We start from the raw sequence: 15,510 nt of genomic DNA, 5'->3' as shown, positions 1-15,510 counted from the left end.
TTGGCGAATTAGCTCGCCTTATGCGCTTGAACCGATGCCAGCAAGCTTCCCATTTGAAAGACGACGCTCTGCTTGTCCAAACTCAACGCGATGGCGCGCGCGGCTAGACCGCTTGCGGCCTCCCACGCATCAATCCCGGCGCGAACCTGACCGACACCGAGCATCCGCGTATGTTCCGCGATCAGTGCAGGCGCGCGGCGCAGAAAGGCTTCATATCGGGGCTGCGCGGCCTTGAGCGACAGTTTTTCGGCCAAAGCGACGCGAATAGCATTATCCCGGTCGCCTGAGCGTAAAATGGACGCCATTGCATCTTCCAACTCGTCAAGCCTTAGCCCAAGGAAATCCAGCGCTTGGCCGGGTGCCCCGTTGCCCAAGCGCACCAGCGCATCAATATCGGGCTGGCTCGCCTCGGGCGCGGCGCGTTGCAAGGCCTCGGCCATATCTGCGTCACACAATGGTTCAAAGCGCAATATCTGGCAGCGTGAGCGGATGGTTGGCAGCAAACGGTCGCTGGCATGGCTGACCAAAAAGAAATAGGTCCCAACGGGCGGTTCTTCCAAAGATTTCAACAATGCGTTGGCACCGCCGCGTTCAAGGTCGTCCGCAGAATCAATAATGATGGCGCGCTTATCGCTGAGCCCCGGACGCGATGTCAGTACCTGCTGAACACTGCGGATCTGATCGACCGTTATGCTGCGTTTGAGCTCGGTTTCATCGGCGACGTCTTCATCGTCCTTTGGTGCATCCTTCGGAAGCCGTTTCACCCACAAAATATCGGGATGGGAACCGCGGGCGATGAGATTTGCGTGCATGTTCGTTGGGTCAACAATCGCCGACGCCGCTTTCAGGGCGAACGCAGATTTGCCAAGCCCCCTCGCCCCGGCCAATATCCAGCCATGGTGCGTTTTGCCGCTGTCGCAGGCCTTGGAAAACTGGCGCCATGCCTTGTCATGGCCGACATAGTCCATCAGGCGGGTTCCACCAACAAATCGGATATCTGCGCCACAAGCCGCGCTGTCACATCCTCAGCCGTTCCTGACGCGTCAACCAGACGCACCCTGGGTTCGCGCTCGGCATATCCCACAAATGCCATATCGACGTCCGAATGGAAATCCTCTGCCCGGCCCTGAATACGGTCGGGACGGTTCTGGTCTCTGGCTGCTGCGCGCTGCGCCGCTTCTTTCGGATCAAGGCGCAACACCAATGTCCGGTCGGGCAATAGGCCGCGACTGCCGATGCCATGCAGCGTCATGATGTCATCATCCGACAAGCCGGAGCCTGCACCTTGATAGGCACGGCTGCTGTCGATGAAGCGGTCCGCAATGACCCATTTGCCGCTTGCCAAGGCGGGTTCGATTAAGCGTTCGACATGGTCGCTGCGCGCGGCGGCAAATAGCAACGCTTCTGCGCGCGCGGCCCAGCGTTCTGCGCTTCCGCCCAGCAACAGTTGCCGGATGACTTCGGCACCCTCTGTTCCGCCGGGTTCACGCGTCAAAATCACTTCATGCCCATGGCTTCGGATCATGTCGGCAAGCGCGTTGATCTGCGTAGACTTGCCCACGCCCTCCCCGCCTTCAATCGACAAAAAACGGCCACGCGCGGTCATGCGGCCACCCATGACGCCAAGCCATTAAGGGCGCGCGTTAAAAAGCCTGCTGGGGCTAATGATTCGTCAGCCAATAAGGGCATGATTTGCTCTGTTCCGTCCTCATATTCTGCGACAAGCGGTGCATGTGCACGCCCCGCTTAATAGGTCCCGTATAGCGTGCGCACCTATCGAACGATAGCTGGCTTAATTCCGAACCGCATCAGCCAATAACCCCACCGACAACGCGTAAAAATTAGAACAATTATAGTCCAATATCACGCGGTAGTTCCCGCCCAGCAAATAAGCGGTTTGGCCGACGCCATCGGGCTCAATCAAGGTCGCCATCATGCTGTCTTTTGGCCAAAATCCGCGTTCTGGCGTGATGCCAAGATCCCGCCATTCCGCGATTGTTTTCCACTGGCTGTGCCGCCCAAAAACGCGGGGGCAGCGTGGCGATGCCATGCGCGAACTCAACGCGGCGCGGTTGAACGACGCGGGCACATTGACCGCAAAGCCCCATTCCTCGCCGCGCCGCCAGCCTGTGTTGACGAAATAGTTGGCGATCGACGTCATGGCGTCAACCTCGCTACGCCAAATGTCGGCATAGCCGTCGCCGTCCCCATCGCGCGCCAGCCGCAAATATACCGAAGGCAAAAACTGCGGCTTTCCGAGTGCCCCTGCCCAGCTGCCGGTAATGGCATATTGCGGAACGCCTTTGTCGATCATCTTGAGCACCGCAATCAATTCGGCCTCAAACAAGGCCCTCCGGCGGCCTTCATATGCGAGTGACGCCAAGGCTTCGGGCGCATTGAAGTTCCCCATGACCGATCCATAATTGGTTTCATGGCCATAAATGGCGATCATGATTTCTTCCGGCACGCCGGTTTCATTTTCGATCCGCTGCAGCAACGGACGAAGCTCGGTATATTTGGCGCGGCCCCGGCTAATGCGTGATGCATCGACATGGCGGGCTTTATAGGGTGCAAAATTGGGAACCGGCGCATTTGAGGCGCCCTCTGGCTGTTGCCGGTCAAGCCGGACAACGCGGGCGTTGAAGCGTATCGAGGGCAACACACGGTCGAGCGTGGCCACCGAGACGCCTTCTGTCAGCGCCTTTTGCCGCACTTGGCCAAGATAGGCGCGAAATCCGGCCTCATGTGCATCATTGGCGCTTTCGGTGGTTGGCGCTGCAATTTCTTGTGCGGCGCTTGTGGGCCCAAACACGCACGCACTGGTGCAGATTAGCGTTGATAGCCAAAACTTCCGGTTAATGCGCACGCGGCCCCCATTTCTGTTGAAGGCGGCATATTGGCACATTGTACCCATAGTGTGAAATGCTTTGGTCCCGGCCAGCCCACATCCGGTCGCGAGGAGAAGCCACACTTAGTCCGCATCTGCCCTTGCCATCGCTTTGCTGGATGGCTAGGGGCACTTCGTAAGCGGACAGGTGGCCGAGTGGTTTAAGGCAACGGTCTTGAAAACCGTCGTGGGTGGAAGCTCACCGTGGGTTCGAATCCCACCCTGTCCGCCAATTATTTCCATAATATCATTGAATAATATGAATTTTATTTATTGTTCAGCATCTGGTATACACTTTGGATACAGTTTTGTCGCAGTCGAGGGCTCAACTCCTTAACGGTTGCTGGTAGAACGCGAGATTCCGTCTTGGTGATCCCTTTGGATAAGCCCAAATTCTGATAGCTCCAAGAAGCAGCCTTTCTTTTTTCAGCCAAGTATGAATACACTAAATTGCTTAATTGCAATTCCACCATCGTTAGGAAGCAAGAGACGCTTTTCCTTTTCTATATCGAGTCTAGCACTGGTTCTCCCGAGCCAGACTGCTTCGCCCTTTTAGTCTAATTGTGCATAAAAAACGGAGCCACACCAATATGCAGCCCCGTCAATTTTTTATTTGGCCGATGGTTACTCTTCAAGACCAGCAAGCTTGGGACCGATAGTTTTGGCGACATCGACGCGCACAGCATCGTTGTGTTGCTTAACGGTTTGCACCACCTTGCCGTCTTTTGACAATAAAACGGCATCCTCACTGGATCCCTCAGGAGCCAAGCGGACGATGAGGGGGCGCGGATACAAACGATTGCTCGCTCCGTTGCTGCCGTCCACAATCGCGCCTACACCACCGCCAAGCAGAATATTGCCAAACGCCGAACCACCAAGCTTTGATTGGATAAGCACATAGGTGGCCTTGTGACCCGGGAGGGTTATGTCAGCCCGAAGGTCACTTTTCCGCTTGAACTCTAATGAACAGGGTGTTGTGCACGTTTGACCGCCGGTAAACTTCACCAACGCGCCTTCAGGTGTTGTGGTTGTTAAGTAGTCGGTGTTTGTACCGTTTATTACGGTAGCGCATCCCCCAAGGCTAACCGCCATCATTGCGCAAGCCAGAACAGATATTTTTTTATTCATGAAAATCCCCTTTTTTAGAACTATTTACAACGGTGAGGTGTAATTTCTAATTTGTAAATATTATTCGTCCATCGTCAGAACATTTGGCACTGATGGCGGCTTAAATTAGCGGAGCGTTGGACTAGTCAGCTTGGTTGAAATTATGCGGCGAGTTTTCGGTGTTGCAAGCGCCGATATTGGATAGTCATTCGTTTTATTCTTTCACGTTGTTGCCGGAAAGTTAGAAAGTCTTCCAATCAGCGTGAGACGAAGGATGCGTTAGGTTGGTTGTCGATCGAATTGTCCTCTCGATCCGCTCCAGACATGCAGAGCGCCAAAAGGGAGTTTTGGCGAGCTTGCCTACAGGAAAAGATTATTGCGTCTTTTCCTTCTGTTGCCAACCATCCTTCAAGGCGCCGAGAAAGGGCTTTGTTCCGCCTGCATCTTCGCATAATTTCGCCAAAAATTGAGGTTGCTCCAAGGTCGCGCTTTTCGCCGCAGCAGACATTTCTATCGCAAGTGCTGTACAGGCGTTTGTAATCGCCTCTTCTTCCCGTCGACGCTTCTCGTCAAAAAACAAATAGACGCTAAAAACTAACAGACCCACGAGAACAACCAAAGTGAAGTTCGGGTTCAACCTGTTAAAAAAATTAGCCATTTGCTCTACTCCCGAAATTATAAATCGAACCAGCAAACACGCTCGAAACCTGCTGTCCCTTGGCATCGTAGACTTAGATCGTACTACCCCGCCGAACGCTGACCGTGCTGGATGTATATCCCTTTAATCCGTCGATTTAATTAATTGTTAGCGCTGGTCTTCAGTCTCAATGATCTTTTTGCGGCGCGTGAACAGCACAAACATCCCGAGAATAATGTCGCCTAACGCCCACAGAATAACAATCATGCCCATACCAATCGTTGAGCCAATAGCTGCACCAGCCTTTTCAGCGTCATTGACGGTATCTTGCATCGTTTCGCTTGCCACGTTGAAGCCAGCAATTACCCAAAAAATCATCAGAATGTTAAAGGCAATAAATGTCCATTTTACGAATTTCCCAAAAATCGTGCGGTCACTAACTTCTCGACGAACAACGCCCATGTTACTTCTCCCAAATTAAGTTTTGTGTTTCGAATATGTATTGCTGACGGCCAGCTTGATAAAATTCCGCTTCGATTACAGTTCGCTTGGCCCTCTTAAGTTCACCGAGGAATTTTTTTGGCGAACCGATGAAAGATACTTCGCTGCTCCCATCCGATGCCCCACTGCAACTAAACCTTCGTATTGGACCATCATCAAATTTTGCGTTGATGTAGTCATCGCCAAAGCCACTGCAGAGGATTTGACCGCTAGGCACCGAGAAAATCAGGTCTAAGCCATGCTGAGGGTCGCGACGCACCGTCAAAATGCCCGGCTGTTCGCCATATGGAAAATCAAACTTGATTGTATTTTCAGAATTTAGGGTAGCGAAATGCGCTTCACTTCCTCTCATTTCGTCTTTTTGAGTGTTATAATCCCATTTTGACTTCAATGCCTCAGCATCCGCAACGCCTGCTTTTATACTATTGGAAATTTTGTCTGTCGGTACGCCTATTTTGGCATCTGTCGCACTATCTCCAGACTGCTCCGGAGCAAATAAACCGACGGCGATGAAACTGGCAAACGCTGCGAGGCCGTAATGCCATCGCTTTCCTTGTTGCAGGAATTTGTAAGGCCGAAACACTCCAACCATCGCCACAAGAAAAATTAAGGAAAAAACGACCGTCATCACAACGCACCCATTCTGTTATTTTCTATGCTAAAATTAATAAGATTATTTATGCGTAAGGCAAACCTTCTTCATACCCGTCCGTTTTTAAAACATTTGGCACTTACGTTTACTATTATGCGACCGGCTGCTTTATCCAATTTCGAGAGTCAAAAGCATATGAGTATAAGGCCAACTCGATGCGCCAAAACTTAAGGCCACCGCGCAAGAGTAACTCCTAAAGTTATAATTTCATTTCGATTTCTGAGGATCTCAATCTTTATAGTCGAGCTTGCATTAAAGGTTGCAATTAAAGCGGTTAAGGTTCTCTCGGTTGTAACCGGCAAGCCATTAACCGCCAAAACGATATCACCAACGCGCATGCCTGATTGGCTTGCAGGCGAATTATCCCTAACCGATGAAATGATCTCGCCAGTGCCAGCAGGCAACCCCAGCACTTGGGCGTCAGAATTCGGCAAAGGAACCGGACCGACGCCTAGCAGAGCCCTAGATGGTGGCCCCGATGTATACGTCACATCTTTCTCTAGGTTCAAAGATAGTAGTTTCTTGGTACCTATGGGATATTCTAAAACTTCGAGCTTAACGACATCCCCCGGTAAGCTATTATATATGAGGTCACCGGCACCTCTGTCTTGCGTTAAGGCAATACCATTAACAGACAGGATAACATCCTTCGGCTTTAACCCGGCCTTCATTGCCGAACTTGAAGCAAGCACCTGTCCAATCATATCACCAATATATTGCGATCCTTGCAATTGAGGCAAAAAGGAAGCGCCAATTGATCCATGGCCCTTGATCTTATGTTGCCAGAATTGTGATATCACTGGATCTTTAGCTACTCCATCACCATCTGCGTACGCTTTAAAGACCGCAGCTATTGCGCGAATGTCGCCGCGTTCGGCCGCCTTACGATGAAAGCCAAATGCCTGAGCGTCATCTTTTGAAACACCCTCACCAGTTCGGTATAAGGTACCCAGAGCGTAAAGTGCTTCTGTATCGCCTGCGTCAGCCGCTTTTCGATACCAGACAGCCGCCTGTGCGGGGTCTTTTTCTATCCCAAGTCCATTGAGGTATATGTCAGCAACAAGATACTGGGCTCGAACATTTCCTGCTTCGGCAGATTTACGGTACCAATAAAGCGCCTTAAGTTTATCTTCAGGCAATCCCTCTCCTGCACCATACATGTAACCAAGACTGGAGAAGGCTGCCGGATTACCAAGTGAAGCAGCCTTTTGATAATGTCGAACAGCCGCTACGAAGTTGCCCATATTATATTCGCGATCTGCTAAATCATATTCCTCTTGTGCCGGCGGCAACCCTAGATTGCACGACCAGAGTTCTTTGCCTGCACCATTAACAAGAATTATTCGGTTGGTTTTGAGGCTCACAGTACGAACAACTGTTTGAATATCATTTGGATCATCCAGCGATGGAGATCCTGAATTTTGTTCCTCAGTCACGTACGGAGGGACTAACTTTCCTATGAATGCAACGTATCCGCGTGCTTTGAGTATAGGGGCCTCAGACAAAGAAGCGGGAACCGTAAATCTGTAGTTAAAGGGGTATGAAGCCGAGGCACCGCAGGATTCGTCGGGCTTTGGGATGGTTAGCGACGCGTTATATTCAAATTCTACCGAAGCCTTGACCGTTAAGGGGACACCCATTCGCGTTGTCGTGCGATAGCTTCCCAACTGCTTTACATCCCTCCAAACATTCTGGTTTTTATCAAATGACGCCTCAAATTTTTCAGTATCGGCGTAATAGACGAATGGGAGATCTTCATTGTCATTCAAAGGTTGGCAAAAAATCGTTTCGTTGCCGCCTACAGCACTAGCCAAACGACTTACACGGACCGCAAACTGATCAGAGGTCTCATATTCACCTTTTTCCTGATGTAGCAAGTCAACGTTCATGGACAGCGCTGTAGCGAGTGATTTGAAATCAGCGCGGCGGCATGCTTCAGCAATATTTGCGCCCGGTGCGAGGCTATTAAGCACCAGATGAGTGGCAAGCACCTCCGCAGGGCTAGGCTTTTTTATTGGGGCGACTGCTCGTTTTGCTACAGGCTTCTTTGCTGGCGCGGCATTAGAGGGATAGGTAACCGAAATCCCGCTTAAGACGAGCGCACAACCAGTCAAATTTAGGGCCAACTTTGATACCATTATGTTACCCTTAGCTTAAGCGTGCAAAAATTCTTACCTCGACGTATGGGTACTGCCTGTTAGGATAAAGGCAAAGTCGAATTTTGCCATGTTTCCCTGTCAGAACCAATGGGTCCGAGCTAGTCATTGGTTTTGGAAATTCGTCACTCTGCAGAAGCATTGGGGTCGTAATCACCCGAGACCGGAAAGCCTCTGGGAGGACCCATTTTTCTGTAACATGAGCACAACGGCAGCCAACTTCCATACTTCTGCCCTACCCTAATAACTGCCTCACCTTCAAAAACCTCCACGCATTGCCCCACCACCTCCCCCTATAAAGATAGGGGGGGGTAGTAAGGCAGATAAAATGCATCACCCAGCCCTAGCCTGCCCCGCCCTACCTTTTAAGGTGCGGCAAATTTCTCTTGGTTTGCTGCTTCAACAAACTTTTTCTTGACCCTCTTTTGGTCGAGCTTTTCGACGACAACAAGTAACCCATTTTTTAACCACTGGGCTTTCATCCATTTTATAGTGGCCTTGTCGCGCTTATCTCCAAGGTCAACTTTTAGTACTTCAGCAAACGCCTTACCTACCCACGCGCCTGCTTGGATGTCGTCACGCCACTCACCGGCGGCTATAACTCGCAGTATCTCTTCACGGGTTTCATCGCTTATTTCCAAGCTTGGCTTCTCGAGTTTGAAACTCTCCACCACTGCAATACTATCGCCAAAGTCCAAGTTGCCACTAGTGCCATTACCCAGATCAACTGGCACCAATTTAAACCAGTCGGCCGCTTCAGCAGGCGCACGATTATGCTTGTCATCGGCTACTGAAATATAGCGTCTCACCTCGTCATCTGAGATCCCATGATCGGCCGCAATTTTCGAATCCATCCGGTTTATCACAAGCGTTGAGCGAGCAGCATTAATGAGCGCCACCGCGCCGCGGGCAGACATCGCGCTAACCTCATTAGATCCGGCCTTGCTCGTGTGGTGAACTAGCACAATGCAACAGTTCGCAGCCTTCGCAACGCGACCCCATGCCTTGGCTATCTGATCAATTTTTGTATTATGGTTTTCTTCTACGGCATGACTAGAAACAAATGGATCAACAAACAGAACGTCGATCTTCCGACGGGTCAGTTCAGCGGTCAATGCCTCATAAATTGGTTCAAGTAAGGCAAAACTCCCCTTCGTTTCGACCGCAGTACACAGAGTAGCTCCTTCCATCGCGCTATCGATAAATAGTCGACCTTCAAAATCACCGTATGTAATTCCGTGGTGTGACGCTGCGGCTTGAAGTGAACGCGACAACTCGTCCATATCATCTTCAAGGTTCCATAGCCAAACGCGCTTTGGATCGCCGTGGATAGCTTTACCCAAGAATGATGTTCCGCTGCTTAGCGAGAGCGCCATACTCATTAGTAGGGTCGACTTTCCAACACCACCGGGGGCGACGACACAGGCTACCGTTCCCGATAAAAGCCAACGCCCAAATATCCACGGACGCTTCGGTATGTTGACAGGATCACGCCATTCATAGGGTGACGCTTCAATTAGCGGGGCCTTGTTATCGCCTTCTGGCTGGCTCATCGAATTAGCTGTTTCAAGGTGTGTATCTGAATGCTCGCTGTCCATGTTTACGCACCCCTCCACTCATCATTGAAGTCTTTGAAGGCAGCCGAGGGCCGAATTATCTGAACTAACAGACCACGCTCTTCAAAGTTTGTCGCAGCCTTGGTTGCGGCGGCCTCTCCGGCAGCATCATTGTCGGCAGCTATTGTGATGGTATGCACTTCTGATGGAAAACGCATTGCGGGTAACATCGATGCTCCTGCTGCAACCCAAACTGGACCAAGGCCCCCTGCTAGCAGTGACAGCCCATCTTCCGGCCCTTCACAGACAGTGAGGCAACCTGAGTCATCGAGTTCTCCCAGCCGGATCGCACCGCCTGCCACCTTGCCCAATGAAAGCTTGGGTTTGGGAACCGGCGCTTTTCCCAATCCATCATTGCGAAGGTAGATGCGTTGTATCCCAGACAACTCTCCAAATAGGTTCCGCACCCCTGCCACAAGGCACGGCATAAGACCCAAAATGCCATAAGGAAGCCGCTGGAAGCGAAGGTCTAATGGAAATGGAGCAGGAATGCCCCGATAACCCAAATAGGCCTCAGCAAGCGTCCCTGCGGCTGGACAAGCACTCTCCCAAATTTCCAAAGCCTCGTCTGTTCGGTCGGGCTTGTCCTCATAGGCAGGTGCTGACCATTCCACTCTGGGCAGATCGCCAGCGCAAAGGAATTTAGACGCCTCAATTATGTTTAAGCCATAAGTGCGCGACACATAATCCAGAACGTCACCAGATGCTCCGCATCCAAAGCAATAAAAACGGTGGCCGCCTTTGAAGATTGTGAAGCTAGGAGATCGATCCGTATGGAATGGGCAGCAGCCCTTCCATTCGTTACCAGCACGCTGAAGCTTAAGTTGAGCCCCTACAATTGCTGGCAATGGGTTAGCGTTGCGAATTGCCTCCATGTCAATGCGACTAGGCAGGCTGGGCGGAATGAAGATTTCTCCAAGCGCGGTCATAGGTCGAGCACCGGAGCAAGAAGGCCTAGAAAAAGGACGTTCATGATGCATCCCCTTTGTAACAGAGGCTTTTGATGGCTTTATCCAACTCACTCGCCTTGAAGCGAGCAGAACGCCCCAACTTTATTGGTTGAGGCAGAACGCCTGCATTGATTAACTTATAGATGTAACTGCGGTGGACGCGAAGCCGATTTGCGGCTTCATCAATGGTGAGAAGGTACTCGGTATTCATGGCTGTCTCCTTTCGGTTTTAAAGACAGCCCTCCTCATAAACACGGTTTCTAGGCCGGATAGAGCCCCCTAATCGTCAATTACCTGTACCCCGATCCATCTTCGGCCGAGATTGCCACCATTCACGTAACGTTCTCTCTGGTATCAGAAGGATTCTTTTTACAATTTGGACGCCGGTAAAGTTGGCTTTCGCATTAGAATCCTCACCGTGGTAGACTGGTACTCCGGCAAGCTTAAGGTCGCGAAGCACGGCAAGAACTAAATGCCGCTGCCACAGATCACTTGGTTGGCCTCGCCTTCTAGGTGGCATGGCCTTCATTAATGCCTGTGAAGCAAATGCTCGAAGATGTTCAGATAACGCCTCCCCGCTTGCAATGGCTTCGGCGCAGATCGATCGCAAAATAGTATTTAGTTCGCGATCATTCCATATGGCAGGATCACTTGGATTTAACTCAAGGATCTGCATGGCGACAAGTTTCCGATAACTAAGGTTCGAACTTCCCTCGCCCTCCAGCACTGATTGCGCATAATCAATGGCAGCTTGGATATCATCCCTGTTAATAGCTAGGCGCAGGGCATCAATTCTTGCCTGATTACGGGCGGCAATCCGATCCGCGAGTTTAAGTTTGGACATAATGATAAAACCTACAGGTTGCCTGCGTGAGGGCCAATCTTCCTCATCCCAATTACCCGCGCACATTCTGACGACCAGTAAGCAAAGTCATATACCGGCTCACCTTCAGAGCAATATCGTTCGACTCCTTGCTTGGCCGCACTATCCAGTACCAGCATAAGATCATTGAGCAGGCTCAATGCGGCAGCGTGATTAGGACCGTCAGGGGTGAGATTATCATTACCCGCGGACATATTTGTACAACCTCTCAGTAACTAGAGCGCACTCAGCTATGACACGCGCAGGATCCTCGCGCCGGTATGATGCATCAAGTCCCTTGAGGCTATGGTCCACATAAGCGTCTGCTATCCAGTCAGCTACGCCTGCAGAACGCGCCCAAGTCTTGAAGCTGTTCCTGAACCCGTGGGCGGTGATGCTCTCGTCATAGGTCTTTAGCGCTTTTAGCAGGGCATTCTCTGTCAGATGTCCGCGGCCGGACGTAGAGGGAAAAAGCAAATGCTCATCAACCTTCATGGCCCTTAGTTCATCCAAAAACGGTCTTGGTAAAGTGATGGTATGCGCCCTGCCCGACTTCATTAAGCCCGGCGTTTCATTGTCAGTCTTAGCCGGAACAGTCCAAGTGCCTGCGTCAAAGTCGAAATGCTCCCAGCGCGCAGCAAGGACAACCGTGACACGATGCGCCGACAGCATAAGTAGCCTTATTGCAGCGCGCGTTTGTGGTAAGAAATCTCGCGTATCAACCCACGCCCACAGATCAGGGAGCCTTGTATAATCGAGGGTGCCATGAGCATTTGCCTTGGGCTTCTTAATTTCAAAGGCCCGCCTATTTGGCACTGGGTTTGCATCGCAATACCCATTGTTGATCGCAAATTCGAACACGCGCTCCAACTGGTTACGCAAACGGCGAGCCGTCTCATGCTTCTCCTTCAGCAGCTTCAGCATCCAAGGAAAAATGTCTGATCGCTTAATCTCATCTATCGCCATTAGCTTGAGCGCTTGCGGAACATGATCGCGATGCAGGCTGAGCGGCTGATTGCGGCTGGGGCCAGCTTGGAGATTGGATTTTGCGTAGGCTTCGTAGAATTCGAAGAAAGCCTGATCGAACGTTGGTTTGCCTGATTCGATACGTTTAGCCCTTAACCGTGACTTCGGTAACGCTTCGATCGTTTCTGGGCTAGCTTCAGCCACATCTGATACAGAAGCGGCGCCTCTTAATGCTGCAACAATAATCTCTGGTGCGATGCCTGCCTGCGCCCGATCATTACAAACCGCGACCATTGCGCGGGCCTTGGTCAGCGTTAGCTCAGGATAGTCGCCCAATCGATAGAATGAGGTTTTACGCCAGTAGAATACTTTGCCACCGGCAGAGTTGGCTCGAATGTAAAGGCCATCTCGTCCACCACAGGGTTTTGTCTCTCGTGGCTTCGTCGGCTTCCAGTTCCGAATAGCCAAGTCTGTTATTAGCGCCATAGTTGAACCCCTTCCCGAGAATGGACTCTCGGGATACACTTGGAGTACACTTATTCAGTCGCTTCTGGAAGATATCACGATACGACTATCTACAAATGGATACACAAAGTATTGATTTATAATAATTATAACATGCATAACGTGTTGATCTAGAACGTATTATTGGTCCCACCCTGTCCGCCAATTTCCCAACCGAATTTGTTGCACCCACAACGCCGGGATTATTTCTCGGGCGTCAGCTTTGCCCCGCTTTCAACATTTTCGTTGAAGCTGGTGACGATTGAGTCGACGATCATCTGAATTTCTTCAGCCGCAAATTTTTCGGCATCCGCCATGCTTGAACCATATGAGCGTTCTGACTTCACCAGAATTTCCTTATAGGCGGCGCGCTCCGTTGGGCAGGCTGTATCACTGGTTTTGATGAAATCGCTCGGGCTCGCTTTTCCGTCAACCGCGGTGTTGTGCGTTTCAATCATGCAATTGTTGAATGCCTTGCGGGCATTGTCCATGGCGTCGCCCTTCATGGCGGCCATGCTGAGCAAAGTTGCTGCGATCAAAGAAATCATAGTTCAAACCCCCAGATGTTCATCGTACCGGTTCTATTTATCACAGTGTGCGGTTCGCAATCAATGCAACATCGCACACCGTCATATTGGCTTTAATTAACGACGTTGCCACCTTTTACGACGGCATCGACCGATTCCAGTTCACGAACATTGGCCAACGGATCGCCATCCACCGCAATGATATCTGCGAAGCGACCGACGGCGATTGCGCCGACATCCTTTTCACGGCCCAAAGCCTGCGCCGCATTGCGCGTGGCGGCTTGGATCGCTTCCAACGGTGTCATGCCATATTCGACCATGACCTTAAACTGCCCGCCGACCAGCCCGTGCGGCATCACGCCAGCATCCGATCCAAACACCATTTTGACGCCTGCTTTATGTGCTTTGCGGAAATTATCGCGTTGGATTTGCGCGACTTCCCGGTCTTTCCTGAGATTATCTTCGAGCACGCCGTTCTTGGCGCCTTCGGACTGGGTGTAGTCTGTGTTGAAGATATCCATTGAGAACCAGACTGGCCGTGGCCGCGCGGCTGCAAGCTTGATGCCTTCATCATCGACAAGGCTGGCATGTTCGATCGTGTCGATGCCGGCCTTGATCGCGGCTTTAATGCCGTCGCCGCCATGCGCGTGCGCGGCAACACGAAGGCCCCATTGATGCGCCTCGTCCGCGATCACGCGAAGCTCGCGTTCGGAAAGCTGCTGCTGGCCGGGTTCGGTATTGCGCGAAAACACGCCGCCCGTTGCGCAAACCTTGATAACCTCTGCGCCATATTTGCGCTGACGCCGCACTTGGTAACGCAGTTCGTCTTCGCTGTCGGCGATGCCCTCTTCCTTGCCCGATTTCTCCAGGCTGGGTGGCAGGAATGTGGAGTCGCAATGACCGCCAGTCGCGCCAAGCGCATAGCCAGCCGGAACAATGCGCGGCCCGGTTGCGTAGCCGTTTTCAATGGCTTGTTTCAGGCCGATGTCATTGCGGTTGCCCGCGCCAACGTTGCGAACCGTGGTAAAACCGGCCTTCAGCATCGCTTGCGCCGATCCCACGGCGGTCATGCCCCAAAAGCTGTCGGTGAATTCCAGTCCACGATAGCCGCCAATATCCGCTGGACCGTCGAGATGGACGTGCATGTCGATCAAGCCAGGCAATATCGTTTTGCCGCTGAGGTTGATATGTTTGACGTCACTGCCCCATTTGACGGTGCGTGCATCGGCAATGCTGGTGATACGCCCATCGGCGCCAACAAAGACGGCGGGATGGTCGACGGTCTTGCCCGTGAGGACGTCGATCATCTTGTCCGCAGTAATGATCGTATTTTGCGCGGACGCAGGGGCCGAAACGGCCGCCAACGCAATCGCGAAAACGCCAGCATTTCTCAGAAAGTAGAGGCTATGTCCCATGGTCGTTTCTCCCGAAAAACTGTTAAGATACATGCATGACAAATTCCGCGCGTGTAGGACAGCAAAAAGCGCAGCTGTGGGTATTAAGGTGCGAGAACCGAAGGAAACTGTCCCTGTCGCTGATGCTCGCGATAGGCAATGACCCCGCCCGCCATAAGCGCGAAGGACGCACCCAGCATCCATCCACCAAGCACGTCGGTCGGCCAATGCACGCCAAGCATGATCCGCGAAATTCCGGTCAATAGGATCATCGCCGCCGCCGCCAGCTGCCACAAAGGATGCCGCGCCTGCGGCACCAGCATGATAAAAAGAATGTAGACGACCGCCGCATTGTTGGAATGGCCGCTGGGAAATGCCGGGCTGGTGACGGGGTCAAGCTGTGCCACCAGTTCGGGGCGGACACGTGCGAAAAAATATTTCATGACGTCAGACGTCAGTGCCGCGATCAGCGTCGTTAGGCCCATGGCAAGCGCAGAGCCCCATCCCCACCAACGCCATAAAGCGAACGTCAGAACGGCGACGATGATGTAGCGTTGAACGCCGCCACCGATCCAGCTGATGCCTTGCATAAGCAGGATCAGCCATTCAGGGGAAACCCCGCGCTGCATATTGAGGGCGTCGGAGATAGTGAGGTCAAATGCGCGGAAATAGCCTGCGGTAACAGCGAAACCCAATACGAGCACGAGAACAAAGAGAACCGCCGCCCCCGTCCAAAGACGAAATGGCAAAA

General features: G+C 51.9%; 16 protein-coding genes and 1 tRNA gene. 1 reads left to right on the top strand and 16 read right to left on the bottom strand.

Going from position 1 to position 15,510, the window contains the following annotated elements:
- Positions 1–8: 8 nt before the first annotated feature.
- The 3 genes from GGR91_RS05425 to GGR91_RS05415 form a co-directional block, all read right to left on the bottom strand.
- Positions 9–968, bottom strand: coding sequence for a DNA polymerase III subunit delta' (locus GGR91_RS05425; RefSeq protein ID WP_183940791.1), 960 nt, complete (start codon positions 966–968; stop codon positions 9–11).
- Positions 968–1,606, bottom strand: coding sequence for a dTMP kinase (gene tmk / locus GGR91_RS05420; RefSeq protein ID WP_183940789.1), 639 nt, complete (start codon positions 1,604–1,606; stop codon positions 968–970). The genes GGR91_RS05425 and tmk overlap by 1 nt, the downstream gene beginning before the upstream one ends.
- 186 nt (positions 1,607–1,792) lie before the next feature.
- Positions 1,793–2,812 (bottom strand): lytic murein transglycosylase, encoded by a 1,020-nt coding sequence (locus GGR91_RS05415; protein ID WP_407698391.1) that lies wholly within the window; start codon positions 2,810–2,812, stop codon positions 1,793–1,795.
- A 217-nt stretch (positions 2,813–3,029) separates the two neighbouring features.
- On the opposite strand from GGR91_RS05415, the gene GGR91_RS05410 reads away from it, so the two are divergent.
- A tRNA-Ser gene (locus GGR91_RS05410) sits at positions 3,030–3,119 on the top strand.
- A 392-nt stretch (positions 3,120–3,511) separates the two neighbouring features.
- On the opposite strand, the gene GGR91_RS05405 is transcribed toward GGR91_RS05410, so the two are convergent.
- From GGR91_RS05405 to GGR91_RS05345, 13 genes are all read right to left on the bottom strand, one after another.
- Positions 3,512–4,015, bottom strand: coding sequence for a translation initiation factor 2 (locus tag GGR91_RS05405; RefSeq protein WP_183940788.1), 504 nt, complete (start codon positions 4,013–4,015; stop codon positions 3,512–3,514).
- 352 nt (positions 4,016–4,367) lie between these two features.
- A complete protein-coding gene (locus tag GGR91_RS05400) occupies positions 4,368–4,652 on the bottom strand; it encodes a hypothetical protein (protein WP_183940785.1) in 285 nt (94 codons plus the stop codon).
- A 147-nt stretch (positions 4,653–4,799) separates the two neighbouring features.
- Positions 4,800–5,093, bottom strand: coding sequence for a hypothetical protein (locus GGR91_RS05395; protein WP_183940783.1), 294 nt, complete (start codon positions 5,091–5,093; stop codon positions 4,800–4,802).
- A gap of 1 nt (position 5,094) precedes the next feature.
- Positions 5,095–5,763 (bottom strand): hypothetical protein, encoded by a 669-nt coding sequence (locus tag GGR91_RS05390; protein WP_183940781.1) that lies wholly within the window; start codon positions 5,761–5,763, stop codon positions 5,095–5,097.
- Between the two features lie 188 nt (positions 5,764–5,951).
- Positions 5,952–7,922, bottom strand: coding sequence for a PDZ domain-containing protein (locus tag GGR91_RS05385; protein WP_183940779.1), 1,971 nt, complete (start codon positions 7,920–7,922; stop codon positions 5,952–5,954).
- Positions 7,923–8,305: 383 nt separating this feature from the next.
- Complete coding sequence (locus GGR91_RS05380) at positions 8,306–9,538, bottom strand: AAA family ATPase (protein WP_183940777.1); 1,233 nt, start codon at positions 9,536–9,538, stop codon at positions 8,306–8,308.
- Between the two features lie 2 nt (positions 9,539–9,540).
- On the bottom strand, positions 9,541–10,485 hold the full coding sequence (locus GGR91_RS05375; protein ID WP_183940775.1) for a DUF7146 domain-containing protein: 945 nt from the start codon (positions 10,483–10,485) through the stop codon (positions 9,541–9,543).
- Between the two features lie 40 nt (positions 10,486–10,525).
- Positions 10,526–10,717, bottom strand: coding sequence for a helix-turn-helix transcriptional regulator (locus GGR91_RS05370; protein WP_183940773.1), 192 nt, complete (start codon positions 10,715–10,717; stop codon positions 10,526–10,528).
- Positions 10,718–10,792: 75 nt separating this feature from the next.
- Positions 10,793–11,350 (bottom strand): hypothetical protein, encoded by a 558-nt coding sequence (locus GGR91_RS05365; protein ID WP_183940771.1) that lies wholly within the window; start codon positions 11,348–11,350, stop codon positions 10,793–10,795.
- Positions 11,351–11,569: 219 nt separating this feature from the next.
- Positions 11,570–12,820, bottom strand: a complete 1,251-nt coding sequence (locus GGR91_RS05360; protein ID WP_183940769.1) for a tyrosine-type recombinase/integrase — start codon at positions 12,818–12,820, stop codon at positions 11,570–11,572.
- A gap of 221 nt (positions 12,821–13,041) precedes the next feature.
- A complete protein-coding gene (locus tag GGR91_RS05355) occupies positions 13,042–13,386 on the bottom strand; it encodes a hypothetical protein (RefSeq protein ID WP_183940768.1) in 345 nt (114 codons plus the stop codon).
- A 92-nt stretch (positions 13,387–13,478) separates the two neighbouring features.
- Positions 13,479–14,780, bottom strand: coding sequence for a Xaa-Pro dipeptidase (locus GGR91_RS05350; RefSeq protein ID WP_183940766.1), 1,302 nt, complete (start codon positions 14,778–14,780; stop codon positions 13,479–13,481).
- Between the two features lie 83 nt (positions 14,781–14,863).
- The gene (locus tag GGR91_RS05345; RefSeq protein ID WP_183940763.1) at positions 14,864–15,508 is read right to left on the bottom strand and encodes a phosphatase PAP2 family protein; all 645 of its coding nucleotides are present in this window, start codon (positions 15,506–15,508) and stop codon (positions 14,864–14,866) included.
- Between the last annotated feature and the right edge of the window lie 2 nt (positions 15,509–15,510).

This window comes from Sphingorhabdus rigui, assembly GCF_014196595.1.
Lineage (GTDB): Bacteria > Pseudomonadota > Alphaproteobacteria > Sphingomonadales > Sphingomonadaceae > Sphingorhabdus_B > Sphingorhabdus_B rigui.
This window is presented reverse-complemented; position numbering and strand designations above follow the sequence as displayed.